Below are 25,854 nucleotides of genomic sequence, written 5' to 3'. Positions count from 1 at the left end.
GATTTCTATATAAGACAAAGGAGAGATAGTATGCCATATGTTTTAAGAAATAAAAAAGATGTAAAAACTTGTGAAGCTTTTGAAGCTCATGGTGGAAATGGAACTATTCTTGTTAATCAGATTTTAGGAGATTTGAAAGGAAGCGAATTCCCTGGTTTTCCAGAGGATTTTGATACTCCAGTAAATTTTGTACATGTAATAACATTACCAAAAGGAACATCTATTGGTAATCACCCTCATATTAATAATGAAGAATTTTATTTTGTAATTAAAGGTAGAGGCAAAATGATAGTTGATGGCAAAGAGTTGATTATGGAAGAAGGAAGTATTTGTCTTATTAAAAGAGAAAGTGAACACTCCTTTGAAAATCCTTTTGATGAAGATTTAACGGCATTAGTTATGGAAGTAGAGATGTCTTAAAAATATGTTATTATTGCTATGAAAATGTTATTAGAAATAATATTTTCACAAAAAAAGATTGCATTTTATTGTGGGATTTTGTACATAATAAATTGTTGACAATTTACAATTTACATTATACAATAATAGCAAAGTGTCATTGATTTATATGAATTACAAAAAAATGCATTTTGTAAAATTACTGATTTGAATTTTGCTATTAGAAGTGCTAAGAAAGGAGTATTAAATGAGTAATAATAGACAAATTAAAGATATAATAACCCAATATTTTCGTATTCCATTAAGTGAAGTACTTGTTGATGCTAAACACGGAACGCATACACATTTTGAATTAATAACAGCAACAGTAGTATTAGAGGATGGTTCAGAAGGTACAGGCTATACATATACAGGTGGATTTGGTGGAAGAGCTATTTTTGATATGGTTGAATACGATTTAAAACCAGGCTTAATCGGTGAAGATGGTGATAAAGTTGAAGCTCTATGGGATCATATGAATTGGGGTGTCCACTACGTAGCTAGAGGTGGAATTGCATCATTTGCTATTTCAGCAATTGATATTGCCCTATGGGATATCAGATGTAAAAATTCAGGATTACCATTATGGAAACAATTAGGTGGAGCTAATAATACTACAAAAGCTTATTATGGTGGAATCGATCTTGATTTCCCTATGGAAAAACTTCTATCAAATATTAAAAATCAACTTGAAAATGGACATACCGCTGTAAAAATTAAACTAGGAAAAGAAAATTTACAAGAAGATATAGAAAGAGTAAAAGCAGTAAGAGAACTTATTGGGCCGGATAAAGACTTTATGGTAGATGCAAATATGTCTTGGTCAGTGGAAAAAGCTATAAAAGCAGCAAAAGAACTTGAAAAATATAATATTTACTGGATAGAAGAGCCAACTATACCAGATGATATTATTGGATTTTCAAAAATTGCGGCAAAGACAACTATACCTCTTGCTATGGGAGAAAATCTTCATACTATATATGAGCATAAATATGCAATGCAATTTGCTAATTTAGGATTTATACAACCAGATGCATCCAATATAGGTGGAATAACAGGTTGGATGAAAGTAGCCAATATGGCTGAAGGATTTAATATTCCAGTATGCACACATGGGATGCAAGAATTACATGTTAGTTTACTATCAGCAATAACAAATGATAGTTACTTAGAAGTTCACAGTTTTCCAATTGATAAGTATACTACAAGACCTTTAGTACTTGAAAATGGTAGAGCAATATCACCTGATATACCAGGAACAGGAGTAGTATTTGACTGGGAAAAATTAAAATCACATAAAATTGAATTAAACTAGTTGCAATATGAGAGTTATTATAATTTTATTTAGAGTATTATGATATTTAATATATATATACTAAAAATTTAAGGAATTAATTAAAAATTAGGAGGATTTAAAAATGATATTAGATCAATTTAATCTTGAAGGAAAAGTTGCAATTGTAACAGGAGCTAGTACAGGTTTAGGACAAGGAATGACTTTAGGTTTAGTACAAGCAGGAGCAACTGTTGTTGGAGTTGACTATGTAGACATGCCTGACACAGAAGCAAAAGTTAAAGAATTAGGTGGAAAATTCTTAGGAATTAAAGCAAACCTTATGAGCATAGAGCCAATAGCAGGAATTATTGAAAAAACTGTTGAAACTTTTGGTAAACTTGACATATTAGTAAATAACGCTGGTATAATCAGAAGAGAAGATGCTTTAAAATTTAGTGAAAAAGACTGGGATGATGTTATGAACATAAACATTAAAACAGTATTCTTCTTCAGTCAAGCTGCTGCTAATCAATTTGTTAAACAAGGAACTCCAGGAAATATAATCAGTGTTGCATCAATGCTTTCATTCCAAGGTGGAATAAGAGTACCTTCTTATACTGCAAGTAAGAGTGGAGTTATGGGAGTAACTAGATTAATGGCTAACGAATGGGCTAAATATGGTATAAATGTTAATGCTATAGCACCAGGATATATGGCTACAAACAACACTGCTCCATTAAGAGCTGATGCAGAGAGAAGTGCAGCAATCTTAGAAAGAATTCCTGCAGGAAGATGGGGAGAGATTACTGATTTACAAGGCGCTGTTGTATTCTTAGCATCAGATGCTTCTAGATATATTCAAGGATATACTATAGCTGTTGATGGTGGATGGTTAGCAAGATAGTTTCTATTTAAAATTAAGATTATAAATAATGATGTTTTTATAATTAAAAAATTAGTAGGGTGGTGAAATTCACCACTCTATTTTTAACTTTTTGATTTGTAATATTTTAAATGATAATGGGAAATAGTTTCTGTTGTATGGAAAAACTATTATTGTTGATTTTAGTGAAAATCAGGGTTATAATAATTGTATAAGTTTACAATTACCTAAAATTACAATTTCAAAGTAATTTTACTTAAAGGCATAATTTAAAATAGAATAATTCAAAGGAATGATGCCTATTTAAGATTTTAAAATTTAATAAGAATGTTAGCAATCTCTGAGTTATTTAGTCTAAAGATGAGTCTATGATTAAATAACCGATGGGTATTTAGAGAAATTTAAGTGCCTCCCGTTTAGGAAAAGAGAAGGTTTATTTTACGCTCTTTCCTATAAAATATAAGGAAAGATTTTTTTTTTAGGGGGAAAAAATGAAAAGTAAACTAATACCAGTTTTATTGTGTATATTTGTGTTTGCATTATGTGCTATTACTGGATGTAGTCAAGATGAGTATTTAGAAAAATTAAATAGTAGTGGTTATGAAAAATTGACTAGGTTAAAAGAATATGAAACAGATGAAATAGTTAGGGTGTATGAAAATGAAGAAGGAAATATTGTACAAGTAGTTAGGGCTTTAGGCTATGAAGACGACATAGAAATGTTGTTTGAAATCGATGGCAAAGATGTAAGGAATGTTGTCATATTAGAAGAAAATGAAACAGAAGATTATGGTGGTTATGTTAGGGAGGAATGGTTCTTAAAAAGATTCTACCTTCCTATTGAAAATGAAATTGAACTCGTAATAATGGCAAAAAAAGAAGAAAATCAAGTTGTAGCCATTACGGGTGCAACTATAACTTCTGATGCCGTTGTGTACGGTTTGAATTTATGTATAGAAAATTACAGGGGGATTAAAAAATGAAAAAACTTAAAATGAGAGTAGTTGCAATGTTGGTAGTAGCTTTATCAATATTTATGCTAACAGGATGTGGTAGTACTAGTAACAACGCTTCAAATGGTGATGCAAGTGGAAGTTATACTTATGAAGGAAGTTTGAAACTAACAGGATTAGATGAAGATTTTGAAGTAGCTTATAATGATATATACGCTATGGAAACTGTAACTGAGCATATGAAAAACTTAACTTCAGCTGGCGAAACACAAGAGACTGATGTTACAGGAGTAAAATTAGATGATATTTTAGCTTCAAAAGAGATAAGTCAAAAGGATTTTAGTACAATAAGATTAATAGCAGGCGATGGATATTCTATAGATGTTCCAATGGATATTATATCAGAAAAAGATATCGTTTTAGCTTTTGAATTTGATGGAGAAGGACTAGATGAAAAAACACAACCAATAAGAGCGGCAATTAATGATGTGCGTACAATGTATTGGACGTCTAATTTAGTTGAAATCAATTTTGTAAAAGGTGATGGAGCTTCTGTAGAAAATTCTGAAGGTCCTAGTAAAATAGTTTTCTTAGAAACTGCTACAAAAGGTTTAACTGAGGAAGATTATACTTATTATGATAGTGATGATAAAGCAATAAAAGTTGATGATTTATTTAAGGAATACATTCCAGACGCTACTTCAGATGTGAATTTTGTGGCAGCAGATGGATTTGAGAAGAGTGAAAAAATTGATGTATTATTGCAAGGTTATATCAAGACTACAGGTGAAAATGTACCATTATTCTTATCTCCAGACCTTCCAAAGGGTATGCAAGTTAAAGATATACTTGTTTTAACTTGTGATGATACAAGTTTTGTTTCAGCAGCAAAATCACTTGAAAAGTTTACTGCAAGAGATGCAAGAAAGAAAACAGGAGTTGCTTTAGATGAATTAGTTGAAGCTGCTGGTTTGAATGGAGGTTCTTATACAATTACAGCATCTGATGGATATAGCACAGAGGTTACTAGCGAAGATTTACTTAAAGGAATAATTTATGAAGAAGAAGGACAATATTCAGTAAAGTTTACAGAAGATATGCCAAAATCAACTAATATTAAAGATGTACTTAGTATAGAAATAGCTACTGGTTCGGAAGAAACATCAACGGAAGAGAAATCAGCAGATGACGCAGCAGCTTCAACATCATGGGAAATAACTTTTGAGGGATTAAGCGATGGTTCATTTGCTTTAGGTAGTGATAAAGCTGCTAGTAAATTAACTTTAACTTCTATCGAAGCTACAAAAACATCTAAGAGTGGAGAAGAAAGTGTACAAGCTTGGGATGGTTATAAAGTTCTAGATGCTTTAGAATTCCTTCATGTTGAAGATTTTACATCTTTAAAAGTAGTTGCTAGTGATGGATATGAAGCTGAATTTACTAAATCAGAAGTTGATGATTCTATGATTTTAGGAATCACTGTAGACGGTGAAAATTTATCAGAGGATGATAATTTGGTACAATTAGTTTCAAAAAATTTAGCTAGTAATAAATGGGTTAAGGGAGTTTCTAAAATAATTGTAGTTGAATAAATTTTTATTATATTAATAGTGTGAAGTGTGCAATGTGAAGTGTGAAATTTATGATGATTTTGGTATTCAAAATCGAGTATTTGATTTAAAGATTTCCAAATAATGAGGAAACTATCTATCATTTCACACTTTAGTATTCACACTTCACATTATTTAACTTTTTGAAATAGAGTCAAATAAAAAATAAAGAGCTTTTAAAAAGTAATAATAATTATTATTATCAGTAACTCTTTAAAACATAGTCAATAAAGAAAAGGTGCTAATTATGAAGAAAAAAAATGGAATTTTAAAAAAATTCAATATATTTGAAATTATAGTTATTGCATTAATGGCTGCTTTAGGACTTGCTACAAAGCCTATTATTGTACCACTTACCCATATGATTACAGGACCATTATTTATACCAGGTGGTGCAGTGGCAGGTGGGTTTTATATGCTTTGGATAGTTCTTGGTGCAGGCCTAATTCCTAAAAGAGGAACGGCTACACTTATTGCTTTAACTCAAGCTATAATAGTTGCTGTAACGGGTACCTTTGGGACTCATGGGGTTTTAAGTATAGTAACTTATACATTACCAGGGCTTATGATTGATTTTATTTTTTTATTACTAAGGAGAAAAATAACAACGTCAATAGATTTTTTTCTAGCTGGAGTTATTGCAAACCTAAGTGGAACATATTTATCTAATTTAGTATTCTTTAAATTACCATTAATTCCTCTTGTATTAAGCTTAGCTACAGGAACGCTATCTGGTGGATTAGGTGGGATTATTGGATATGTTTTAGCAAAGAAAATAAAAAGTATGGATATTGAAGGAATTGGTTAGTTGACATATCTTGTTATTAATAACCTTTTGAAACATAACTTAGTGTAGAGAATGGAAGTGGAAAAATGAATAAAAATATTAGAAGTATAATATTGATGCTATCCTTATTTTTTATATCAATTATTTGTGGTTGTTCTGTAGATAAAACTACTTTGCCTGAGTTGAAAATACTTGGAGATATAAGTAAAGTAGAGTCCTTCAATGAAATTTGGCGAGAATTTGAAAAACAAGATATTCAGTACAAAGAGGAAAAAATTGAAGGTGTAGATATAAGTGAAATTATTGAAACTTTAGAACCTGTATACGATGAATATATAGTGTATTTAAGAGCTAATGATGGTTTTATGATTAATTTTGATATGAAAGGGATTGAAGATACATACCTAGCATATTCTAATGAGGATGGATGGGTATACATTTCAGAAAAACATCCTGTAAATAGTGGGATAAAAAATATTGATGAGATACGTATTGTAAGTTCTGAGGATATTAAAAGAAATGATTTTGGTTTAAATATTATTGTTGGAGATAAAACATATAACTATACAATTGGTGAATTGTATGAAAAAGACTATTCTATTTTTCCTTATTCAGATGGAGTATCTAATAAAGATTATGATGGAGAAGAATATAGTGTTGAGGTATTAGAAGAAAAGAAAGTTTTAAAATTAGAGGATCTAATTGAAGAAAAAGTAGACAATATACTAATTATGGATGAGCAGGGAAATTACGAATTCTCTTCTATTTCAAATGGATTTATTGAATTGAGAGAGAATACTGTTAATTATATTATTCCAGAAGAACATAAAGTATTTACAAACATTAAAGGTATAATGGTAAATCCACCAGCTACTAGTGTTATGGACACTTTTAGTGATTCTTTATATTATTTAGAAAAAGATACCGATGTAATGGTATTATTCATAGATGGATTTTCTTATAATCAATATGAAAAATATACAAAGGATTATCCTGATTGTAATATTGCAAAATATGAGAAGGCAGTTAAAGCAAATACTGTTTTCAAACCGGTGACTAATGCTGGTTTTGCTGCTATGATAACAGGCCAGCCTCCTGTGAAAAATGGTGTACTCAATAGAGATTATAGAGAACTTAAAGTAGATACTATTTTTGACGAAGTAGAAAAGTTAGGAAAAAAATCAGCTTTAATAGAAGGTGATATTAAAATATTAAATACAAGTATTGAGCCTGTTCTTAACTTGGATACTAACAATAATGGATATAATGACGACGAAGTTTATGAGAAGGCTTTAGAAGAAATTGATAGTGATTTTTTACTTGTGCATTTTCATGGATTAGACGATTTAGGACATGAATTTGGTCCAGAAGCTGAAGAAACAATTGAAAGATTTAAACTATTAGATGGGTATGTTGGGGAATTGGTGAGCAGGTGGGATGGCAAGGTGATTATTACTGCAGACCACGGAATGCATACTACTAGTGATGGTGGAAGTCATGGTGAGTTTAGAAATGAGGATATGTATATTCCTTATATATTGATTAATGGAGAGAAGGTAGATAAAAATGAATAAAAATAAAAAGACTATTGTATCTATAGTTGTAGCTTTAGTTGTAATTATAGGGGTTTTTGCATTTTTGAATCAAGATTCAGTTTCAGAAAAGAAATCCTTGAATAATGATGCCATATTTATAGTTATGGATAATGGAGAAGAAGTACAAAGATTTAATATGGAAGAAATAAGAAATTTAGGTGAAACTAACTTCAAGGCAAATTTAAAAACTAATGGAAAAGACCCAGTAGAGTATGAATATACAGGGGTTCTATTAAAAACTTTATTTGAAGAGGCAGGAGTGTCTATAGAAGAGAAAGATGCTGTTGTAATGACTGCTGCAGATGGATATGCTACGTCAGTAGAAATGAAAAAAGTTATGGAAGATGATAATGTATATGTGGCTTATATGAGAGAAGGAGAATCAATAGGAACAAAAGAAGATGGTGGCAAAGGCCCATACCAGATTATAATAAGTAAAGATCAGTTTAGTCAATATTGGTGTAAATATGCTTTATCAGCTGATGCAAAATAGGAGAACTCTATGGAAGAAAATTATCCAGTAAAAATAAACAATTTAAAATTTAAATACAAAAAAAGTGAGAATTATATACTAAATGATATTAATCTTAAAGTTAAGAAAGGTGAAATAATAGCTATAACAGGGTTAAGTGGTTGTGGTAAAACTAGTTTTATCTATTGCATTAATGGAATAATTCCTAAAAGGTATAGTGGTGATTTTGAGGGAGAAGTTCTAATTAATGGTAAGAATATAGGACAGTTAGAGATACCAGAAATTGCAACAATGATTGGCACTGTATTCCAAGACCCTGATACTCAAATAGTTTTCTCAAATGTTGATGATGAAATCGCATTTAGTGCTGAAAATTTATGTGTAGAGAAAAATGATATATTGAAAAGAGTAGATCATATTACCAAATTACTAAATATTGAGAAACTAAGAGGCCGTAACCCAAATGATTTATCAGGAGGGGAAAAACAATTAGTTGTTATAGCATCTGTTCTAAGTTTAGGTATAAATATATTAATATTAGATGAGTGTATGTCACAGGTTGATAAGGCTGGAAAAGTTCTTATAAAGAAAGCTATTTTAAAGCTTAAAGAAGAAGGTAAAACTATAATAATGGTGGAACATGAAGAAGAAAATTTAGATATAGTAGACAAAATTTATACCCTTAAAAAAGGTGTTCTTCATTATGTTTCAGGGGACATATAGATATGGATAATGCAAAAAATAAGTATAATGAATTTATAAAAGTAGATGGACTTGGTTTTAGTTATAAAAAGAAAGCTGTTATAGAAGATATTGATTTAATACTAAATAATGGTGAGTTTGTTTCTTTAATTGGACCAAATGGTAGTGGTAAAACAACATTAGGAAAGCTTATAACAGGTATTTTGAAAGCAAATAAGGGCATGATTTATTTAGATGGTAAAAATATAAAAGATATGCGATTAGCTAGTATTGGCAAAAAGATTGGATATTTATTCCAAAATCCATCGCGGCAAATATTTGCCACGAATGTTTATGATGAATTAGTATTTTCTATGAGATTCAATAAAGTTGAGGAAAAAGAGATAGTACTAAAGGCAGAAAAAACTATAGAGGATTTTGATTTAGAGGAGATAAAAAATTCTAAATGTCATACATTAAGTCAAGGAGAAAAGCAAAGACTTGCCTTAGGGACTTTATTATTAAATGACCCTAAATATTTGATATTAGATGAGCCGACTACTGGGCTTGATAAAATCAGAAAAGAGAGCTTAAGTAGAATTCTTAAGGATATCAATAATAAGGGAATAGGTATTTTAATGATTAGTCATGATATTGAATTTGTTAAAAAACATTCTGAGAGGATAATAGAACTAAATGATGGGAGAATAGTTAAAGATGAGAAATATAGACCCTAGAACAAAAATAATTATAGTTATCTGTATTTCCACTTTAGGCGTTCTTATTCAAGATATATATTATTTAATGGGAATATTAGCTATTTCACTAATGGTTGGAAAGATTTTTAAAAGTAATGTTTATATGGCTTTTAAAAAGTTAAAGAAAATGCTGTATATACTAATAGCTATCGTTATAGTACAAAGTATTTTTATGAAACAAGGAAATGTGCTAATTGGAACTGAAAGTTTTAAAATAATAACTGATGAAGGATTATTAAAAGGACTTGAATTCATCATGAGGATCTTGATTATTATTATTTCAGGAACTATACTTGCGACATCAAATACTAGAGAAATTATTCAAGGACTTGTGCAGTGGAAACTCCCTTACGATTTAGCTTTTATGGTATCTATAGGAATAAGATTTTTACCTATTTTAATGGAAGAAATGAAGGATACTATGACAGCTATTAGTCTTAGAGGTATAGATGTTAAAGCTTTAAAGATTAAAGAAAAGATTGAATTGTACTCCTATATTCTGACACCTGTAGTAGTTGGAACCTTAACAAAGGCTCAAAAACTTTCTATGTCAATTGAATCAAGAGCTTTTAGAGCTTATGATACTAGGACAAGCATAATTACTTTGAAATTTAGAACTATGGATTATTTACTTATGGTTATTAGTATTTTATTGGCGGTATTAGTTGGATATAGCTTTGTTATAAAATGATTTAAGAACAATGCACAATGCACAATGCACAATTTAGGATGATTCTCCTCATTCTTCGGAGAATCTTTAATTAATTAAAGATTTTATGAAAGAAGAGAAGAAAATCATCATTAATTGCACATTGCAAATTGAACATTTGTTTTAAGAAGAACTGCATATTAAGCAAGAATAAATATATTTTGTTAAAATAAATTTTATGCATATTAACAACTCTCTAAAATAGAGCTTTATAAATTAAGAAAGTGGTGAAAAAAGATGAAAGTATTTTCAGTTATTGGGTATACAAAGTCAGGGAAGACTACAACTATTGAGAAGGTAATTGCAGAATTAAAAAAGAGAAATTATAGCGTTGGTAGTGTAAAGGATATTCATTTTGAAAAATTTAAAATCGATACAGAGGGGACAAATACTCATAGACATAAAATAGCAGGTTCAGAGTTAGTAACTGCTAGGGGAATGTATGAAACAGATATTTTGTATCAAGAAAAATTAAATATTTATGATATATTAAAACACTATGATTATGATTATGTAGTATTAGAAGGGGTAAGAGATGTTAATGCTCCTAAAATAATTGCAGCCCAAACAAAAAAAGATATAGATGATAGATTTGATTACAGTACATTTTTGATTTCAGGTAAAATAGCAGATGAGATTGATGAATATAGGGGAATAAAAGCTCTTAGTGCTATGGATGACATAAAGAAACTTGTTGATTACATTGAAGAAAATACTTTTGAATTATTACCTGATTTTGATGAAAAGTGTTGCAATAAATGTGGATATAATTGTCGCAGTATGTGTGAGATGATTATTAAAGGAGAAAAGACTAGAGATGACTGTAAACTAGGTAATGAGTTTGTTTCTTTGAAGATAGATGGGAAGGAAGTTGGTATGGTTCCTTTCGTAGAAAAACTAGTTAGAAATTCTGTGCTAGCTGTAGTTAGTGAGTTAGATGGATATAGTGAGAATTCAAAAATTGAAATAGAATTAGGCTTTGATCCAAGAAAGGATTGTAAGTAACAAAATGAAAAAAATTAAAGAGTTTTATTCTAAAAGAAATAAAGTTAGTTTGATAGAAAAAGATTCTAAAAAATATATTTATAAAATTCATTCAACAGAAAAATCCTTTTGTTTTGAAAAGGATTTTTATTTTAAATTATATGAAAATAATAATAATAAATTGAAAACCCCAAAATTGATATCTTGTAATGAAAATGAAAAAATACTAGTAATTGAATATATAGAAGGATGTACTCTTATAGAAAAATTAGAAGAGCTTGAAAAGATAAATTGTGAGAACTGTGAATTAGAGGCAATAGGTTTAATTTTGAAGTTATATAAATGGATTGAAATCTTCTATAGTATTGAGTTCATTAAGAGTGATAAAATAATGTTGAATGATATTAATTTCAGAAATTTTATTGTTAAAGAAGATGAAATATATGGAATTGATTTTGAAGATTTGCAAAGTGAAGGATATAAAGATAGAACAGGAGAGCTAATAGCTTTTTACTTAATGTATAAACCAATTTTTTCTATATTTAAAAACAATGTAATAGAAAAGGTAATAGATTATTTGGTTGAAGAAAAAGGGTATAATGAAATAGAACTAAAAAATGATATTAATAAAGAATTAAATATAATAAAAAAAAGGAGAGGTAGCTTATGAAGAATATGAAAAAGAAAGTTTCAATGGTATTAGGAGTTGCTTTATTATTAAATCTATTTACGCTAACTATTTTTGCAGAGGAGAAAAAAGCACTTGGTTTAGAAGCTTCAAGTATTAAAAATGAAGAGGAAGTTTCTTTAGACACCAAAGAAATAACTTTAGAATTTAGTAATAATGTAATAAATATGGCTGTTAAAGATGATAATATGAAATGTTTTGATATTGTAGATGGAGCAGGGAATTCTATAGATTTTGAAGTAGTTATGGGCGATGACCAAATAGAGCCAGAAAAGAAAAGAATTATTACTCTCGAATTACAAGAAGAATTAAAAGCAGGAGAAAGTTACAAAGTTATTATTTCTTCAGAAGTAACTGCCAAAAATGGTAATGCGCTAGGTGAAGATGTAGAGATTAACTTTAGTGCGGAAGCAGGGTCAAGCCAACTTTATCTATTTATTATATTAGCTGTAGTGGTAATTGGGATAATATTGTTTGCTATTAATTCTAAGAAGAAAAATAGCAATAAAAATTAAATGAATTTAAAAATATGTATTAATGGTAATTGTAACATGAATTCAAAAATGGCTGTTGTTCATAGTAAAATATGAACAATTAGCTTTAATATTTTATGCTGAAACGCATTAGATGATGTCAGGAGCAGGATAATGAATAAACAGAATAAGAAACTATTAATTATAATAATAACAATACTTCCGATTTTATCTATTGTCATTTCTTTATTCATAGGAAGGTACCCACTTTCCTTAGAGGAAGTTTTCCGAATCTTACTTAATAATTTCACCCGCGCTAATTATGAGGTGCAACCTATTCCTGAAACTGTTGTTATGGATGTAAGATTACCAAGAGCAATTTTAGGGGCTCTTGTTGGAGGTAGTCTTGCAATTAGTGGTACAGCACTTCAAGGGATGTTTAAAAATCCCTTAGTTGATTCAGGTATTTTAGGGGTTTCTTCCGGTGCTGGATTTGGTGCTGCTTTAGCTATTATATTATTTGATAGTGTCTTTATGATTTATACATCATCATTTATATTTAGTATAATAGCAGTAATTCTAACATTTTTTATCGGAAGGATATATAGTACAACTCCAAATATAATGCTTGTATTAGGTGGTGTTGTTGTATCGTCTATTTTTTCATCTCTAATATCATTTTCTAAGTATATAGCAGACCCTTATGACCAACTACCTACAATAGTATTTTGGCTTATGGGTAGTCTTGCTTCGGCAGATTATAAAGATATAATGATTGCCGCAATACCTATGTTAATAGGTGTAATTGGTCTTTTTTTCATTAGATGGAGGATAAATGTGCTTTCTATGGGTGATAGAGAATGTCAGGCTCTTGGAGTTAATACAAAAGTTACAAAAATTATAGTTATTATATGCACAACACTAGCTACGGCAGGAGCTGTAAGTGTAAGCGGAATAATTGGATGGGTAGGGCTTGTGATCCCTCATATTGGAAGAATGCTTATAGGAAATGATAATAAATATTTAATTCCTATTAGTTTTTGTCTAGGCGCCACTTTTTTAATATTTGTTGATAATATAGGTAGAGTTATTACTGGAAGTGAAATCCCTTTAGGAATACTGACAGCACTAATTGGAGGACCTTTTTATGTTTACCTTCTTAAAAAGACTAAAGGAGGTGGATGGTAGATGAAACTTGTGAAAATAGAAGATGCATCTTTTAAATATGGTGATGAGTTTATATTTGAAAATATTAATTTAGATTTATCAAAAGGTGAAGTTTTGTGTTTATTTGGACCTAATGGATGTGGAAAAACTACGTTGTTGGATTGTATTTTGGGTATAAAAAAGTTAAATAGTGGATTAATTACGATTGAAAATACAAATATTAAAAAAATAGGAGTACAAGATTTAGCAAAACTAGTATCTTATGTGCCACAAATACATAATAAGTCTTTTCCTTATAAAGTAATTGATATTGTTTTAATGGGGAGGGCACCCTATCAATCAATATTTTCATCTCCACGAAGTGAAGATATGGAAATAGCAGAGCAGGCATTAGAACTACTGGGAATAAAAGATTTTAAAGATAAAGTTTATACGCAATTAAGTGGTGGAGAAACGCAACTTGTAATGATGGCAAGAGCTATAGCGCAAGAAACTCCAATAATAATAATGGACGAACCAACTGCACATCTTGACTTTAAGAATGAACTGAAAATATTAGAAGCTATAAGTGGATTTGTGAAGAAAAAAGAAATTTCAATTATTATGGCAACGCACTTTCCAAATCATGCTTTCTATTTTGAAAATAGTGGTATAGATACAAAGGTTGCTTTAATGAATAATAAAGTAATAGCCACTTTGGGGAAACCTTCTTGGGTACTTACTGAAAATAATATGAAAAAAGTATTTCAGATTAATTCTAAAGTATTCTCTATAGACGAGGGAGATGGGGATAAGATAAATTTTATAGTTCCTTTGAATTCTAATATTAAATAACTTAAGCAATAGAAATATACATTTTAAACTAATTTGTAATTTGCAATTTGCAATTTGTAATTGATGTTGATTTTATACCATTTGGCCAGAAAATCTTTAATTATTAAATTAATTAAAAGATTGCGCATTGCACATTATTACTTAAGGAATATAGGGAGTATCACAATATTCTAAAACATAGCTAATTTTTGAATGGGGTGGATATGTATGAAGAAAAAGATAAGTGTTTTGATGATTTTACTAATGATAACTTGTTTTTTTACAGGTTGTTCTGATACTGAAAAGTTCATTAAAGATGATAGTATAGAAAAAGTTATTGTGACAGATTGCATAGGAAGAAATGTAGAGATACCAGCTGAAATAGATAAAGTAGGCTGTTTGTATGCAGTATCAGGCCATGTGGTTACTATGTTAGGAGATGGAGAAAAAATTGTTGCAGTAAATGGTGGTCTACAGAGAGATAAAGTGCTATGTGAGATGAATCCGGCAATTTTAGATGCAGTAGTTCCTAAAGTAAGTGGTGATATTAATATAGAAGAATTAGCTAAAGTAAAACCGGATGTTGTCTTTGTAGAGCGGGGCGTAGATGATAATAGTAAATTGTCTAAAATGTTTAAAAAATTTGAGATACCATACTTAGTTGTAGATTTTAATACTATTGAAGAGCAACAAAATATGGTCAGTATGATAGCTCAAGTACTAGGAAAAGAAGAAAAAGCAGAAAAATATAATGAGTTATATGATGAATTAGTTGCAATGGTAGAAGATAGAGTTAAGGATATTAAAGATGAAGATAAGGTTACAGTATATCACTCAGTAAATGAAGCAACAAGGACAGATGCACCAGATACCCTTCCTGTATATTGGATCGAGAAAGCAGGTGCAATTGATGTTTCTGCAACTGAAAAGTTAAATTTAGTAGATAGCGCTTATTATGCAAGTCTAGAGCAAATATTGATGTGGAATACAGATGTTATTTTGGTAAATGAAGATGGCGTAGACGAGTATATACTAGGGCAAGACCAGTGGAAAACTTTAGATGCAGTAAAAAATAATAGAGTATATAAATTGCCAAATGGGGTATCGAGATGGGGACATCCTACATCTATTGAAACACCACTTGCCGTAGTTTGGACTGCTAAAAAATTATATCCAGAACTTTTTGAAGATGTAAATATTGAAGAAATTACAAAGAATTTTTATTCAGAAATATTTGAATATGAAATAGATGATGAATTGGTAGAGAAGATTTTAATTGGCAAGGGTATGAGAGACAGGAAAGAATAATTTTATTGGAGGCATTAGTATGAAAATTTTAATTTGCATTGATGATACTGATAATATTGAAAGTAAAGGGACAGGAGAACTGGCTCAAATGATAGCAGAGTATATAGAAGAAGCTAAGTGGGCTAAATGCAGTAAAATAACAAGACATCAACTATTTATTCATGAAGACATACCATATACATCCCACAATAGTTCAATGTGTTTTGAAGCAAAAATAAATGATGATTTTTATGATGAAATAAAAGATTATGCAATTAATTTTCTGAAAAGTGAGTCGGCAGAAGGCTCTGATCCAGGTTTAGCAATATTAAAATTAAATGAATATGAGAATTATAGTAGACTAATGGAATATGGCAAGAGAGCAAAAGAAGAAGTGATCTTAAAAGAAGAAGCTTATTCTTTAGCTAAAGAAATGCATATTCATCTTTCAGAGCATGGTGGGACAGGAATTGGGGTTATAGGAGCTCTAGCAGGGATAGGCCTTAGACTTACAGGGAATGATGGGCGATTTAAAGGTCAACACAAATTCAAAGTAGAAAAAGAAATATTAACAGTTACAGAAATCTTAGAAAATAAAGATATAGATGAAGTAAGAGAAATTAATAAAGAAAAGCTTGATGAAAAAGAATTAGTACAATTAAGTAAAAAGGTTAAAACAGTTTTTATAGATAATAAATCAGTATTACTTGTTTGTAGGGAAAATGAGAAAGATGAGAAATGGAGTATGTGCAGTAGAGCTATGCTTAGGAAATACTAATTTCAATGCACAAGGCACAATTTACAATGCACAATTGTTGTTGATTTTGTTCCTTGCAGTCACAAAATCTTTAATTATAATAAAGAATAGAGAATAGAGAATAGAGAATAGAGAATAGAGAATAGAGAATAGAGAATAGAGAATAGAGAATAGAGAATAGATGTATATTTATCTATAGTATACGGTCACTTTGGATTGACCATAAGGAATGAGGCTTCCTACTTTAGTAGGTTGAAAAGTAATTAGTAAACTTCCTTAGAATATCCCACCTCTAAGTGTTAACGTAGGTGGTGAGAGTATTCAACCTAAGATTGTTGAATTTTTAAAATTAAAATACGAGTTATGCATTGGAGTGCTAGTTTAATTAATTAGTCTTTAAATAAAATAAAGCTTCTCAACCAAAGGGAGAGAAGCATCCTTAATTGTGCATTGTGCACTGTGCATTGTGCATTATTATTAAAGGTGGTTTTTATTATGTATTTTGAGTTAAACAATAATAAACGAGAATTTAAATATGGTGGGGATAATTTTGAGATGGCTGAGAAGGCTGCAAAAGAATGTAAGTTTTTTTCAGAGGATGTAGAAGATGAGATAATAGCCGATAGTGAATTTTCTTGTTATAATTGTATTTATAGAAGATGGACTTCTAAATCTTTTTCTTGTATGAAGAAAGAAGGGGTAAAATGATTAAGACAGCTATATTAACAATAAGCGATAAAGGTTCAAAAGGTGAGAGAGAAGATATAACGGGACCTACTATTAAGAAATCACTTAAGGAAGGACTTTATTCAGTAGACTATTATAAAATTATACCAGATGAAATAGATGTAATTGAAAAGGAATTAATTTATTTGTGTGATGAATTAAAAATGGATTTGATTTTTACAAACGGAGGAACTGGATTTTCAAAGAGAGATGTTACTCCAGAGGCAACAGAAAGAGTAATATTTAAAAAAGTTCCAGGAATACCAGAGGCAATGAGATTAAACTCACTAAAGATTACTCCAAAGGCAATGCTATCAAGAGCAGTAGCAGGTATTCGTAATGATACTCTTATTATAAACTTGCCAGGTAGTCCAAAAGCAGCAAAGGAAAATCTTGAGTTCATTCTAGAAGCATTACCTCATGGCGTTGATATATTAAAAGGAAAGGCTTCAGAATGTGCTAGAAAATAGGAGGAGACCATGGATTTATTTAATGTAGTGAAAGTTGAAGAAGCAAAACAGATATTAAATGAGAATTTTGTATGTAATTTAGGTAAAGAAACTATAAATATTTCTAAGGCACATGGAAGAATAACTTCAAAAAACGTTTATTCATCAAATCCAGTTCCTCATTTTGCAAGAAGTACAGTGGATGGATTTGCTGTTAATGTAAAAGATGTATATGGAGCATCAGAATCAATTCCTTCAATGATGGATTTAATTGGCGAGGTACATATGGGTAAGGAAGCTACTAGTGAGTTAAGCCTTCCAGGTGAATGTATGTACGTTCCAACAGGGGGAATGTTACCAGTAGGTGCCGATGCTGTAGTGATGATTGAATACACAGAAGTACTGGATGAAAAGACAATATTAATAAAGAGTCCAGTAGCTCCTTTAGAGAATGTTGTCCAAGTAGGAGATGACGTTGATGAGGGAGAAATACTTATAAATAAAGGAAAAGAGATAAGGGCCTATGAGATGGGTTTGTTATCGGGTACAGGAGTTACAGATGTAGAAGTTTATAAAAAGCCAATTATAGGGGTAATATCCACTGGTGATGAAATCATTTCTTATGATAAAGAGCCAAAGATGGGAGAAATACGAGATATAAATTCATTACTGTTGACGTCCCTTGCAAAAGAAAATTTGTGTGATGTTGTAAACTATGGTGCGGTGCAGGATGATTATGATTTGTTAAAAAATAATATTGAAGAAGCTTTAACTAAATGCGATATTGTGTTAGTTTCAGGTGGGAGTTCAGTTGGTAAAAAAGACCAAACGATAAGAGTGATTAATAGCTTAGAAGACTCAGAAATATTAATTCACGGCATAGCTATAAAACCTGGTAAACCAACTATAGTAGGAAAAGTAAAAGAAAAAATTATATTTGGACTACCAGGACATCCTATGGCAGCTGCTGTTGTTTTTAATATATTTGTTAAGCATTATATAGATAGAGCATTAGAATATAAAAAGAAGAATTTATATTTACAAGGCGAATTTACAATGAATTATCATAAAGCTAAAGGAAGAGAAGAATTTTTGCTTGTTAATTTGACTTCAGAAGGAAATAAAATTCATGTAGAACCTATATTAACTAAATCGGGGATTATTTCAAAAATGGCTAAAGCAGATGGTTATGTTAGTATTGAAATGAATAAAGAAGGATTAGAGGAAGGCGAGAAAGTAAAAGTATACTTATTATAGTGTGAAGTGTGAAGTGTGAAGTGTGAAGTGTGAAGTGTGAAGTGTGGAATGTGGAATGTGAAGTGTGAAGTGTGGAATGTGAAGTGTGGAGTTGGAGTGTATACATTGTAGGAGGAAACTTTAATGAAGAGAAATATTTATTTATCAAATGTAACATTAGAAGATGCTATAGGTCAATTTATAGAAAAAATAGATTTTGCTAAGGGGAACAGTGAGGTTATTAAAACTATTGATGCCTTAGAAAGAGTTACATATTCACCTGTTTTTGCAGGGATTTCATCTCCTTTTTATAATTCTTCAGCTATGGATGGTATAGTTACTTTAAGCGAAAAAACTTATGGAGCTTCTGAGAAGAATAGGATAACCCTTGAAGAGAATAAAGATTATATAGTTGTTGATACAGGAGACCCTATTCCTAAAGAATTTGATTCAGTAATTATGATTGAAGATTTAATTAAAATTGATGATGATAAATTTGAAATTTATAAAAGTGCAGCTCCTTGGCAAAATATTAGACCTCTTGGTGAAGATATAGTTGAAAGCCAGCTTATAGTAGCATCAAAGCACGAAATACGACCTATAGATATCGGGGCATTGCTTACTGGTGGAGTTAATGAAATTCCAGTTTATAAGCAGCCAAAGGTTGGAATATTACCAACAGGTACAGAAATTGTAGAGCCAGGTACAACACTTAAAACAGGGGATATTATTGAATTTAATTCAAGGATTTTTTCAGCCCAAGTTAAACAATGGGGTGGAAAAGCTGAAAGATATGATATTGTTGAGGATGATTATGAAAAGATAAAAAAAGCTGTGATTAAAGCATCAGAAGAATGTGACGTTGTGCTTATAAATGCGGGTTCGTCAGCTGGAAGAGAAGATTTTACTTCATCAGTTATAAGAGAATTAGGAGAAGTATTTGTACATGGCGTTGCTATAAAACCGGGTAAACCAGTAATATTAGGGATTGTTAACAATAAGCCTATTGTAGGAATACCTGGTTATCCTGTATCAGCCTATTTCATCATGGAATATTTAGTAAAAAATATTATAACGGAATTTTCAGGTAAGAAAAATATAAAGAGAAAAAAAGTTAAAGCTATACTAGCAAGAAGAGTTATGTCTACTTTAAAATATCATGAATTTGTAAGAATGAAATTAGGATATGTAAATGATAAACTTGTAGCAACGCCTCTTAATAGAGGAGCAGGTCAAACTATGTCTTTGGTAAATGCAGATGCTGTATTAAATGTGCCACAAAATATTGAGGGTTACGAAGAAAGAACAATTGTAGAAGTAGAACTTTTAAAGGATGAAGAAAGCATAAAAAATACATTAGTTTGTATAGGTAGTCACGATCCTATAATTGATATAATTGGGGACTTCATGCATGCTGATGATAAGAATAGTTTTCTTTCATCAGCTCACGTAGGAAGTTTTGGCGGTATAATGGCACTTAAAAATGGAGAAACACATATTTCACCAATTCATCTATTGGACCCTGAAACAGGAGAGTATAATTTAGCCTATATTGATAAGTATCTCAAAGATAAAAATATTGCTTTAATCAAACTAGTTAAAAGAACTCAAGGAATTATGATTAGAAAAGAAAATAAGGATAAAGTTAGTAAAATAGAGGATATTTCTCATAAAAATCTTAAATTTGTAAATAGGCAGAGAGGGTCAGGTACTAGGGTATTATTTGATTATAAGCTAAAAGAATTAGGCTTAAATCCCAAAAGTATAAATGGATATGAAAGAGAAGAATTCACACACTTAGCTGTTGCAGCAGCTATTGCAAATGGAGATGTTGATTGTGGTCTTGGTATATATTCAGCGGCTAAAATAATGAAATTAGATTTTATACCAGTAGCTGAAGAATATTATGATATAGCTATACCATTAGAATTTATAGACTTACCAGTTGTACAAGAATTTATAAAAATCATAAAAAATGATAAATTTAAAAGAAAACTAGATGAACTTGGTGGATATGGTTATGATGAAATTGGAGAAATTATATACCCTAAAGAGGTGAAATAATGATTGATAAATACGAAAGAGAAATTGACTATGTAAGGATTTCTATTACAGACAGATGTAATTTTAGATGTCAATATTGTATGCCAGAGAAAGGTATAGAGAAGAAGAGCCATGATGAGATATTAAGATTTGAGGAAATAATAACTTTAATAAAAACACTCACAAAACTAGGTATAAAAAAGATAAGATTCACAGGTGGGGAGCCGCTAGTTGCAAAAAATATAACAGAATTAATATATAGGACATCAAAAATAGAGGGAATAGAAGATATTGCTATTACGACAAATGGTTCTCTTTTAGAAGAGATGGCCGAAGAATTATTTAAGGCAGGGCTAAAGAGGGTAAATGTCAGCTTGGATACACTAGATGAAAAAAAATTCAAAGATATTACAAGAGGCGGAAATCTTAAGCAAGTTCTAAGAGGCATTGATAAATGTTTAGATATTGGGATGACACCTGTAAAAATAAATACAGTTTTAATTAAAGGTTTTAATGATGATGAGATAAATGACTTGATTTCTTTAACAAAGGATAAAGCTATTAGTGTAAGGTTTATAGAACTTATGCCTATAGGTGAAGGAAAGCAATACTACGATAATGGGATGATTACAGCTGGTGAAGTAATAGAAAAATTAGATGGTTTAATTCCTGTGAAAACTAATAAGGTAAGTACGGCAGTGTTATATAGTAAAAAGGGATATAAGGGTACTATTGGTTTTATTAGTCCACTAAGTTGTAAATTTTGTGATGAGTGTAATAGAATAAGAGTAACTAGTATTGGTACCATTAAACCTTGTCTTCATTCTAAAGAGGAAATAGATATAAAACCATTTTTAGAAAATGAAATAGAATTATATGAAGAACTTAAAAAGACAATATTTAATAAACCTAAAGAACATTTTTTGAACGAAGAAAAAGTGACAAGAACTATGAGGAAAATGAATCAAATAGGAGGCTAAACATGACACTTACACATATAAATGATGAAGGAAGAGCTAAGATGGTGGACGTAAGTGAAAAGAAGGATACCGTAAGAGAAGCCGTTGCTTTCGGAAGTATTTCTATGAAAGAAGAAACTTTAAAAAGAATAGATAAAGGTGATTTAAAAAAAGGAGATGTACTAGCGGTAGCTCAAGTTGCTGGAATTATGGGGGCTAAAAATACTCCGAATATTATTCCTATGTGCCATGGTATTATGATGTCAGGTTGTGATATAAAGTTTGATTTAGATTTTGAAAATAATAAAGTAGATATTTATGCTACAGCAAAAACTATAGGTAAAACAGGAATTGAAATGGAGGCTATTACAGCAGTAAGTTGTGCAGCTATTACAATTTATGATATGTGTAAGGCTATAGATAAAGAAATGGTTATTAAGGACATTATGCTAATTAAAAAAACAGGTGGTAAATCAGGAACTTTTGAGAGAAAAGGGAGAGAGTAATATGGCTAAAATTTTAGCAGTTAATATTAGTGAAAAAAAAGGTGTTGTAAAGAAACCTATAGAAAAAGGATATTTTATAGAGGACCATGGACTAGAGGGAGATGCCCATGCTGGCAAAGGAATTAGACAAGTTAGTCTGCTTGGACAAGAGAGCGTTGATAAAATGAAGGCTCAAGGGGCGCAAGGATTATGTGTAGGTAAGTTTGCGGAGAACTTAACTACTGAAGGAATTGTACTATATGAATTACCTATTGGAACAAAAGTTAAAATCGGGGAAACAGAGATGGAAGTAACTAAAATAGGTAAAGAATGCCATGCAGGTTGTGAAATAAGAAACCTTGTAGGAGATTGTATAATGCCAAGGGAAGGTATATTTACGAAAGTGTTGAAGAGTGGATGGATTAAAGCTGGAGATGATATCCAAATAATAAAATAGTTAGATCAAGAAGAAACCTTTTTATTATTGAAAGGTTTCTTTATTTTAGACTATATTTATATATAGTAGATTCATAAACTATTATTTATAGAATAAAGTTTTTGCTTTAATAATGGCGTGGAGAGTGAAATTTGGTGTCTTAAGTTAAGGATAGTTAATTTTTATGATATAATATTTCAGAGTAATGAATATTCTTGTAATTGTATTGAATTATTGGAATGAAGGAATCTATAAAATATTTAGTACGTCTCAAATATTTAGATATAGTAAAAATAGATAATTTGGAAAAGGGAGTGATATTTTGATTAAACTAATAGTATCTGATATGGATGGTACGCTTTTAAATAATAAAAGTGAGTTAAGCAGTTCTTTTCATAAAACATTGAAGATACTTAAAGAAAAAAATATTCTTTTTATGGCTGCAAGTGGTAGATTTTATAATCAGTTATGCGCAAATTTTGAGGATATTGAAGATGATATAATTTTTGCGGCACATAATGGAGTTATTGTACAAAGTAAAAATTCAAATAATACAATTTATGAAAGTAAAGTTGAATATAAAGATTATAAAAAACTAATAGATTTTAGTAGAGAAAAAGGATTAAATCTAATGATTAGTGATAAAGACTATGCAATCGTAGAAAATCCTTCACAAGAATTCCTTGAAATTTTTGAAAGCTATGGCATGTTATTTGAAGTTGTTGATGATTTACACAAATTAAATAGAGATATTTATAAAATCACATTTTACTGTAAAGATGGCGTTAATAATTCATTAATCGAAGAAATTAAAGAAAATATAGATAGTGATTTAGATGTTGTTTTATCAGGGCATGAGTGGGTAGATTTGATGAAAAAAGGAGAAAGTAAAGGAAAAGCTATTAAAATAATTCAAGAAGCTTATGGTATTAGCGAAGAAGAGACTATGGTTTTTGGAGATCATTTTAATGATGTTTCTATGTTTAGTAGAGCAAAGTTTTCATATGCTATGGAAAATGCACACGAGGATATTAAAAATCAGGCTAAGTATATTGCAAAAGCAAATAGCGAAAATGGAGTAGAAGAAGCTATTCTTGAAAATATAATATAAAAGTTGGTTGGATATGAATATATTTTTAGTAAGACATGGAGAGACAGAGGAAAATAAGAAAAAAGTCTACTATGGAAAAGTTGATGCAGATTTAAATGAAGAAGGTATTCTACAAGCAAAAGAGGTTGGAGAAAAACTAAAGGGGATACCTTTTGATAAGGTTTATACTAGTGAAAGAAAAAGAACAATACAAACAGCTCAATTGATTTTGCAAGATAGAGATGATTTGATGCAGTGCGTGGAAAAAGAAAGAAATAAAGTTATCGAAGACGGTAGATTGAATGAAATTAATTTCGGAGAATTTGAAGGAAAAACTTATAAAGAAATTCAAGAGTTGTATCCTAGTAAGTGTAAAGAGTGGGATAATGATTGGAAAAACTTCACACCTCCTAGAGGAGAAAGCTTTTCTAGTATGTATCAAAGAGTAAAAAAATTTATAAAATCTCTTGAAAAATTAGAAGCAGATAATGTTTTGATTGTAACACATGGGGGAGTAATTAGGACATTTTACTGTTATATAATGAAGGGTGATTTAGATGTTTATTGGAAGTTTTCATCTCGAAATGCAGGTATTTCAAAGCTTAAGTATGAGTATGGGAATTGGTATATAGAAAGTATTAATAATTAATAAGGAAGCTTGTGAAGGAAGGAATTGTAATGAGTAAGATAACTTTAGTTACTGGTGGATGCAGGAGTGGTAAGAGTAGTTTTGCTGAAAATATATATAAAGATGAAGAAGATGTATTATATATAGCTACAGCAAAGGCTATTGATGATGAAATGAAAGACAGGATAGATAAGCATAAAAAGAGTAGAAATAATAAATGGTCGACTTATGAAGGTTACAGGGATTTGGATAGAATAATCGAAAAAAGAAGTGAAAGAAATATTCTACTAGATTGTGTTACTATTTTAATTACAAACTATATGTTCGAAGAAAACAGAGATATTGAAAAAGAAAATGAAAAAGAAGTAGATAAAGTGATTCAAGAAATTAAAATAGATATAGGAGAATTTATTTTAAAAGCAAGAGAAGAAAATAAAAATTTAGTATTTGTAACAAATGAAGTTGGATATGGGATAGTTCCAGAATACAAATTAGGAAGGATTTTTAGAGATATCACAGGATTCATTAATAAATATATAGCAGATCAGAGCGACGAGGTATATCTAACAGTGTGTGGAATTCCTATGAAAGTTAAATAAGAAATTAATAATTTTAACAAATATAACCAAAGTTTAGTTTATAAAATATACTAAAGTAAGAACATGTACAGATGAAGATTATAATTACATGGTATAGACTACTAACTATATTTATATTGGATAAAATCTTAATGAGTTAATCACTTATATATAAATAGATCAGTTAGAAACCATATAGGAGGTATTATATGTCGTTTTTTAAAGATGGTTCGAAATTTGAAAGAGCTTTTGCAAATATTTTCAGGATATTATTAGTTTTATCAGCAATTATTACTTTTTTAAGAGGAGATTATTTAGATTGTTTTGTCAGTATTTTTACTTTATTTCTCACTTTTATTCCTTTTATATTAGCAGATAGGAACAATATTAAATTACCGGCTTCATATCAGATAATAATATTAGCATTTATATTCGCAGCTCAATACTTAGGGGAGTTGAATTCCTATTATTATAAATTCTGGTGGTGGGATAGTATGCTGCACACCTTTTCAGGAGTAATACTTGGGTTTTCAGGAATTTTATTAGTATATATATTAAATAGAATGGAAGATGTAGATGTTTATTTAAGTCCTTTTTTTGTGGCCTTATTTGCTTTTACATTTGCTGTCTCAATAGGAGCTTTATGGGAAATATTTGAATTTACTATGGATACTACTTTTGGTTTAAATATGCAAAAGAGTGGACTTGTAGATACTATGTGGGATTTGATAGTAGACAGTATAGGCGCAATAGTAGCAGCAGTATACGGATATTTGTATGAAAGACATGAAAAAACTGGGATGTTCGAAACTTTATTTGATGGTTTTAAGAATATGAACCCTCGGCTTTTCACTAAAGATGAAGATGATATTACAAAAGGGATGTAATGGTGA

29 protein-coding genes and 1 riboswitch are annotated in these 25,854 nt (G+C 30.1%); all 29 genes read left to right on the top strand.

Annotated features, from left to right (window positions below; all coding sequences use genetic code 11):
• Positions 1-30 precede the first annotated feature (30 nt).
• The 29 genes from ACVHXK_RS02135 (at position 31) to ACVHXK_RS01995 (ending at position 25,848) form a co-directional block, all read left to right on the top strand.
• Positions 31-420: a cupin domain-containing protein gene (locus ACVHXK_RS02135; RefSeq protein WP_461204703.1), complete on the top strand. Its 390-nt coding sequence runs from the start codon at positions 31-33 to the stop codon at positions 418-420.
• A gap of 226 nt (positions 421-646) precedes the next feature.
• The gene (locus tag ACVHXK_RS02130; RefSeq protein WP_461204702.1) at positions 647-1,753 is read left to right on the top strand and encodes a mandelate racemase/muconate lactonizing enzyme family protein; all 1,107 of its coding nucleotides are present in this window, start codon (positions 647-649) and stop codon (positions 1,751-1,753) included.
• Between the two features lie 103 nt (positions 1,754-1,856).
• The gene (kduD, locus tag ACVHXK_RS02125; RefSeq protein ID WP_461204701.1) at positions 1,857-2,618 is read left to right on the top strand and encodes a 2-dehydro-3-deoxy-D-gluconate 5-dehydrogenase KduD; all 762 of its coding nucleotides are present in this window, start codon (positions 1,857-1,859) and stop codon (positions 2,616-2,618) included.
• A gap of 305 nt (positions 2,619-2,923) precedes the next feature.
• A riboswitch (molybdenum cofactor riboswitch) is annotated at positions 2,924-3,041 on the top strand.
• Positions 3,042-3,088: 47 nt separating this feature from the next.
• Positions 3,089-3,580: an FMN-binding protein gene (locus tag ACVHXK_RS02120; protein ID WP_461204700.1), complete on the top strand. Its 492-nt coding sequence runs from the start codon at positions 3,089-3,091 to the stop codon at positions 3,578-3,580.
• Positions 3,577-5,142 (top strand): molybdopterin-dependent oxidoreductase, encoded by a 1,566-nt coding sequence (locus tag ACVHXK_RS02115; protein WP_461204699.1) that lies wholly within the window; start codon positions 3,577-3,579, stop codon positions 5,140-5,142. The genes ACVHXK_RS02120 and ACVHXK_RS02115 overlap by 4 nt, the downstream gene beginning before the upstream one ends.
• A gap of 265 nt (positions 5,143-5,407) precedes the next feature.
• Positions 5,408-5,968, top strand: coding sequence for an ECF transporter S component (locus ACVHXK_RS02110; protein ID WP_461204698.1), 561 nt, complete (start codon positions 5,408-5,410; stop codon positions 5,966-5,968).
• A gap of 65 nt (positions 5,969-6,033) precedes the next feature.
• On the top strand, positions 6,034-7,521 hold the full coding sequence (locus ACVHXK_RS02105) for an alkaline phosphatase family protein (protein WP_461204697.1): 1,488 nt from the start codon (positions 6,034-6,036) through the stop codon (positions 7,519-7,521).
• Positions 7,514-8,035, top strand: a complete 522-nt coding sequence (locus ACVHXK_RS02100) for a molybdopterin-dependent oxidoreductase (RefSeq protein ID WP_461204696.1) — start codon at positions 7,514-7,516, stop codon at positions 8,033-8,035. Before ACVHXK_RS02105 ends, ACVHXK_RS02100 begins: the two co-directional genes overlap by 8 nt.
• Before the next feature lie 9 nt (positions 8,036-8,044).
• Complete coding sequence (locus ACVHXK_RS02095) at positions 8,045-8,737, top strand: ABC transporter ATP-binding protein (protein WP_461204695.1); 693 nt, start codon at positions 8,045-8,047, stop codon at positions 8,735-8,737.
• 2 nt (positions 8,738-8,739) lie between these two features.
• On the top strand, positions 8,740-9,432 hold the full coding sequence (locus ACVHXK_RS02090; RefSeq protein WP_461204694.1) for an energy-coupling factor ABC transporter ATP-binding protein: 693 nt from the start codon (positions 8,740-8,742) through the stop codon (positions 9,430-9,432).
• The gene (locus ACVHXK_RS02085; protein WP_461204693.1) at positions 9,413-10,144 is read left to right on the top strand and encodes an energy-coupling factor transporter transmembrane component T family protein; all 732 of its coding nucleotides are present in this window, start codon (positions 9,413-9,415) and stop codon (positions 10,142-10,144) included. Before ACVHXK_RS02090 ends, ACVHXK_RS02085 begins: the two co-directional genes overlap by 20 nt.
• 255 nt (positions 10,145-10,399) lie before the next feature.
• Positions 10,400-11,167, top strand: a complete 768-nt coding sequence (gene mobB / locus ACVHXK_RS02080; protein ID WP_461204692.1) for a molybdopterin-guanine dinucleotide biosynthesis protein B — start codon at positions 10,400-10,402, stop codon at positions 11,165-11,167.
• A 4-nt stretch (positions 11,168-11,171) separates the two neighbouring features.
• The gene (locus tag ACVHXK_RS02075; protein ID WP_461204691.1) at positions 11,172-11,816 is read left to right on the top strand and encodes a BUD32 family EKC/KEOPS complex subunit; all 645 of its coding nucleotides are present in this window, start codon (positions 11,172-11,174) and stop codon (positions 11,814-11,816) included.
• A complete protein-coding gene (locus ACVHXK_RS02070) occupies positions 11,813-12,349 on the top strand; it encodes an Ig-like domain-containing domain (protein ID WP_461204690.1) in 537 nt (178 codons plus the stop codon). Before ACVHXK_RS02075 ends, ACVHXK_RS02070 begins: the two co-directional genes overlap by 4 nt.
• A 132-nt stretch (positions 12,350-12,481) precedes the next feature.
• Complete coding sequence (locus ACVHXK_RS02065; protein ID WP_461204689.1) at positions 12,482-13,495, top strand: FecCD family ABC transporter permease; 1,014 nt, start codon at positions 12,482-12,484, stop codon at positions 13,493-13,495.
• Positions 13,496-14,308 carry an ABC transporter ATP-binding protein gene (locus ACVHXK_RS02060; RefSeq protein ID WP_461204688.1) on the top strand — a complete coding sequence of 271 codons (813 nt, stop codon included), beginning with the start codon at positions 13,496-13,498 and terminating at the stop codon, positions 14,306-14,308.
• Positions 14,309-14,515: 207 nt separating this feature from the next.
• Positions 14,516-15,595 carry an ABC transporter substrate-binding protein gene (locus ACVHXK_RS02055; RefSeq protein WP_461204687.1) on the top strand — a complete coding sequence of 360 codons (1,080 nt, stop codon included), beginning with the start codon at positions 14,516-14,518 and terminating at the stop codon, positions 15,593-15,595.
• A gap of 19 nt (positions 15,596-15,614) precedes the next feature.
• Positions 15,615-16,352, top strand: coding sequence for a hypothetical protein (locus ACVHXK_RS02050; protein WP_461204686.1), 738 nt, complete (start codon positions 15,615-15,617; stop codon positions 16,350-16,352).
• A gap of 474 nt (positions 16,353-16,826) precedes the next feature.
• Positions 16,827-17,039 (top strand): hypothetical protein, encoded by a 213-nt coding sequence (locus tag ACVHXK_RS02045; RefSeq protein ID WP_461204685.1) that lies wholly within the window; start codon positions 16,827-16,829, stop codon positions 17,037-17,039.
• Complete coding sequence (mog, locus tag ACVHXK_RS02040) at positions 17,036-17,527, top strand: molybdopterin adenylyltransferase (RefSeq protein WP_461204684.1); 492 nt, start codon at positions 17,036-17,038, stop codon at positions 17,525-17,527. The genes ACVHXK_RS02045 and mog overlap by 4 nt, the downstream gene beginning before the upstream one ends.
• A gap of 9 nt (positions 17,528-17,536) precedes the next feature.
• Positions 17,537-18,763: a molybdopterin molybdotransferase MoeA gene (locus ACVHXK_RS02035; RefSeq protein WP_461204683.1), complete on the top strand. Its 1,227-nt coding sequence runs from the start codon at positions 17,537-17,539 to the stop codon at positions 18,761-18,763.
• A gap of 123 nt (positions 18,764-18,886) precedes the next feature.
• Positions 18,887-20,806 carry a molybdopterin biosynthesis protein gene (locus ACVHXK_RS02030; RefSeq protein WP_461204682.1) on the top strand — a complete coding sequence of 640 codons (1,920 nt, stop codon included), beginning with the start codon at positions 18,887-18,889 and terminating at the stop codon, positions 20,804-20,806.
• On the top strand, positions 20,806-21,765 hold the full coding sequence (gene moaA, locus ACVHXK_RS02025; RefSeq protein ID WP_461204681.1) for a GTP 3',8-cyclase MoaA: 960 nt from the start codon (positions 20,806-20,808) through the stop codon (positions 21,763-21,765). Before ACVHXK_RS02030 ends, moaA begins: the two co-directional genes overlap by 1 nt.
• Before the next feature lie 2 nt (positions 21,766-21,767).
• A complete protein-coding gene (gene moaC / locus ACVHXK_RS02020) occupies positions 21,768-22,250 on the top strand; it encodes a cyclic pyranopterin monophosphate synthase MoaC (RefSeq protein WP_461204680.1) in 483 nt (160 codons plus the stop codon).
• 1 nt (position 22,251) lies between these two features.
• Complete coding sequence (locus ACVHXK_RS02015; RefSeq protein ID WP_461204679.1) at positions 22,252-22,686, top strand: MOSC domain-containing protein; 435 nt, start codon at positions 22,252-22,254, stop codon at positions 22,684-22,686.
• A gap of 301 nt (positions 22,687-22,987) precedes the next feature.
• Positions 22,988-23,776 carry an HAD family hydrolase gene (locus ACVHXK_RS02010; protein WP_461204678.1) on the top strand — a complete coding sequence of 263 codons (789 nt, stop codon included), beginning with the start codon at positions 22,988-22,990 and terminating at the stop codon, positions 23,774-23,776.
• 13 nt (positions 23,777-23,789) lie between these two features.
• Positions 23,790-24,404 (top strand): alpha-ribazole phosphatase, encoded by a 615-nt coding sequence (cobC, locus tag ACVHXK_RS02005; RefSeq protein WP_461204677.1) that lies wholly within the window; start codon positions 23,790-23,792, stop codon positions 24,402-24,404.
• 29 nt (positions 24,405-24,433) lie between these two features.
• Entirely contained in the window at positions 24,434-24,982 is a 549-nt protein-coding gene (gene cobU, locus ACVHXK_RS02000; protein WP_461204676.1) for a bifunctional adenosylcobinamide kinase/adenosylcobinamide-phosphate guanylyltransferase, read from the top strand.
• Between the two features lie 188 nt (positions 24,983-25,170).
• Positions 25,171-25,848 (top strand): hypothetical protein, encoded by a 678-nt coding sequence (locus tag ACVHXK_RS01995; RefSeq protein WP_461204675.1) that lies wholly within the window; start codon positions 25,171-25,173, stop codon positions 25,846-25,848.
• The last annotated feature ends 6 nt before the right edge of the window (positions 25,849-25,854 follow it).

The organism is Clostridium sp. DL1XJH146 (assembly GCF_054819755.1).
This window is presented reverse-complemented; position numbering and strand designations above follow the sequence as displayed.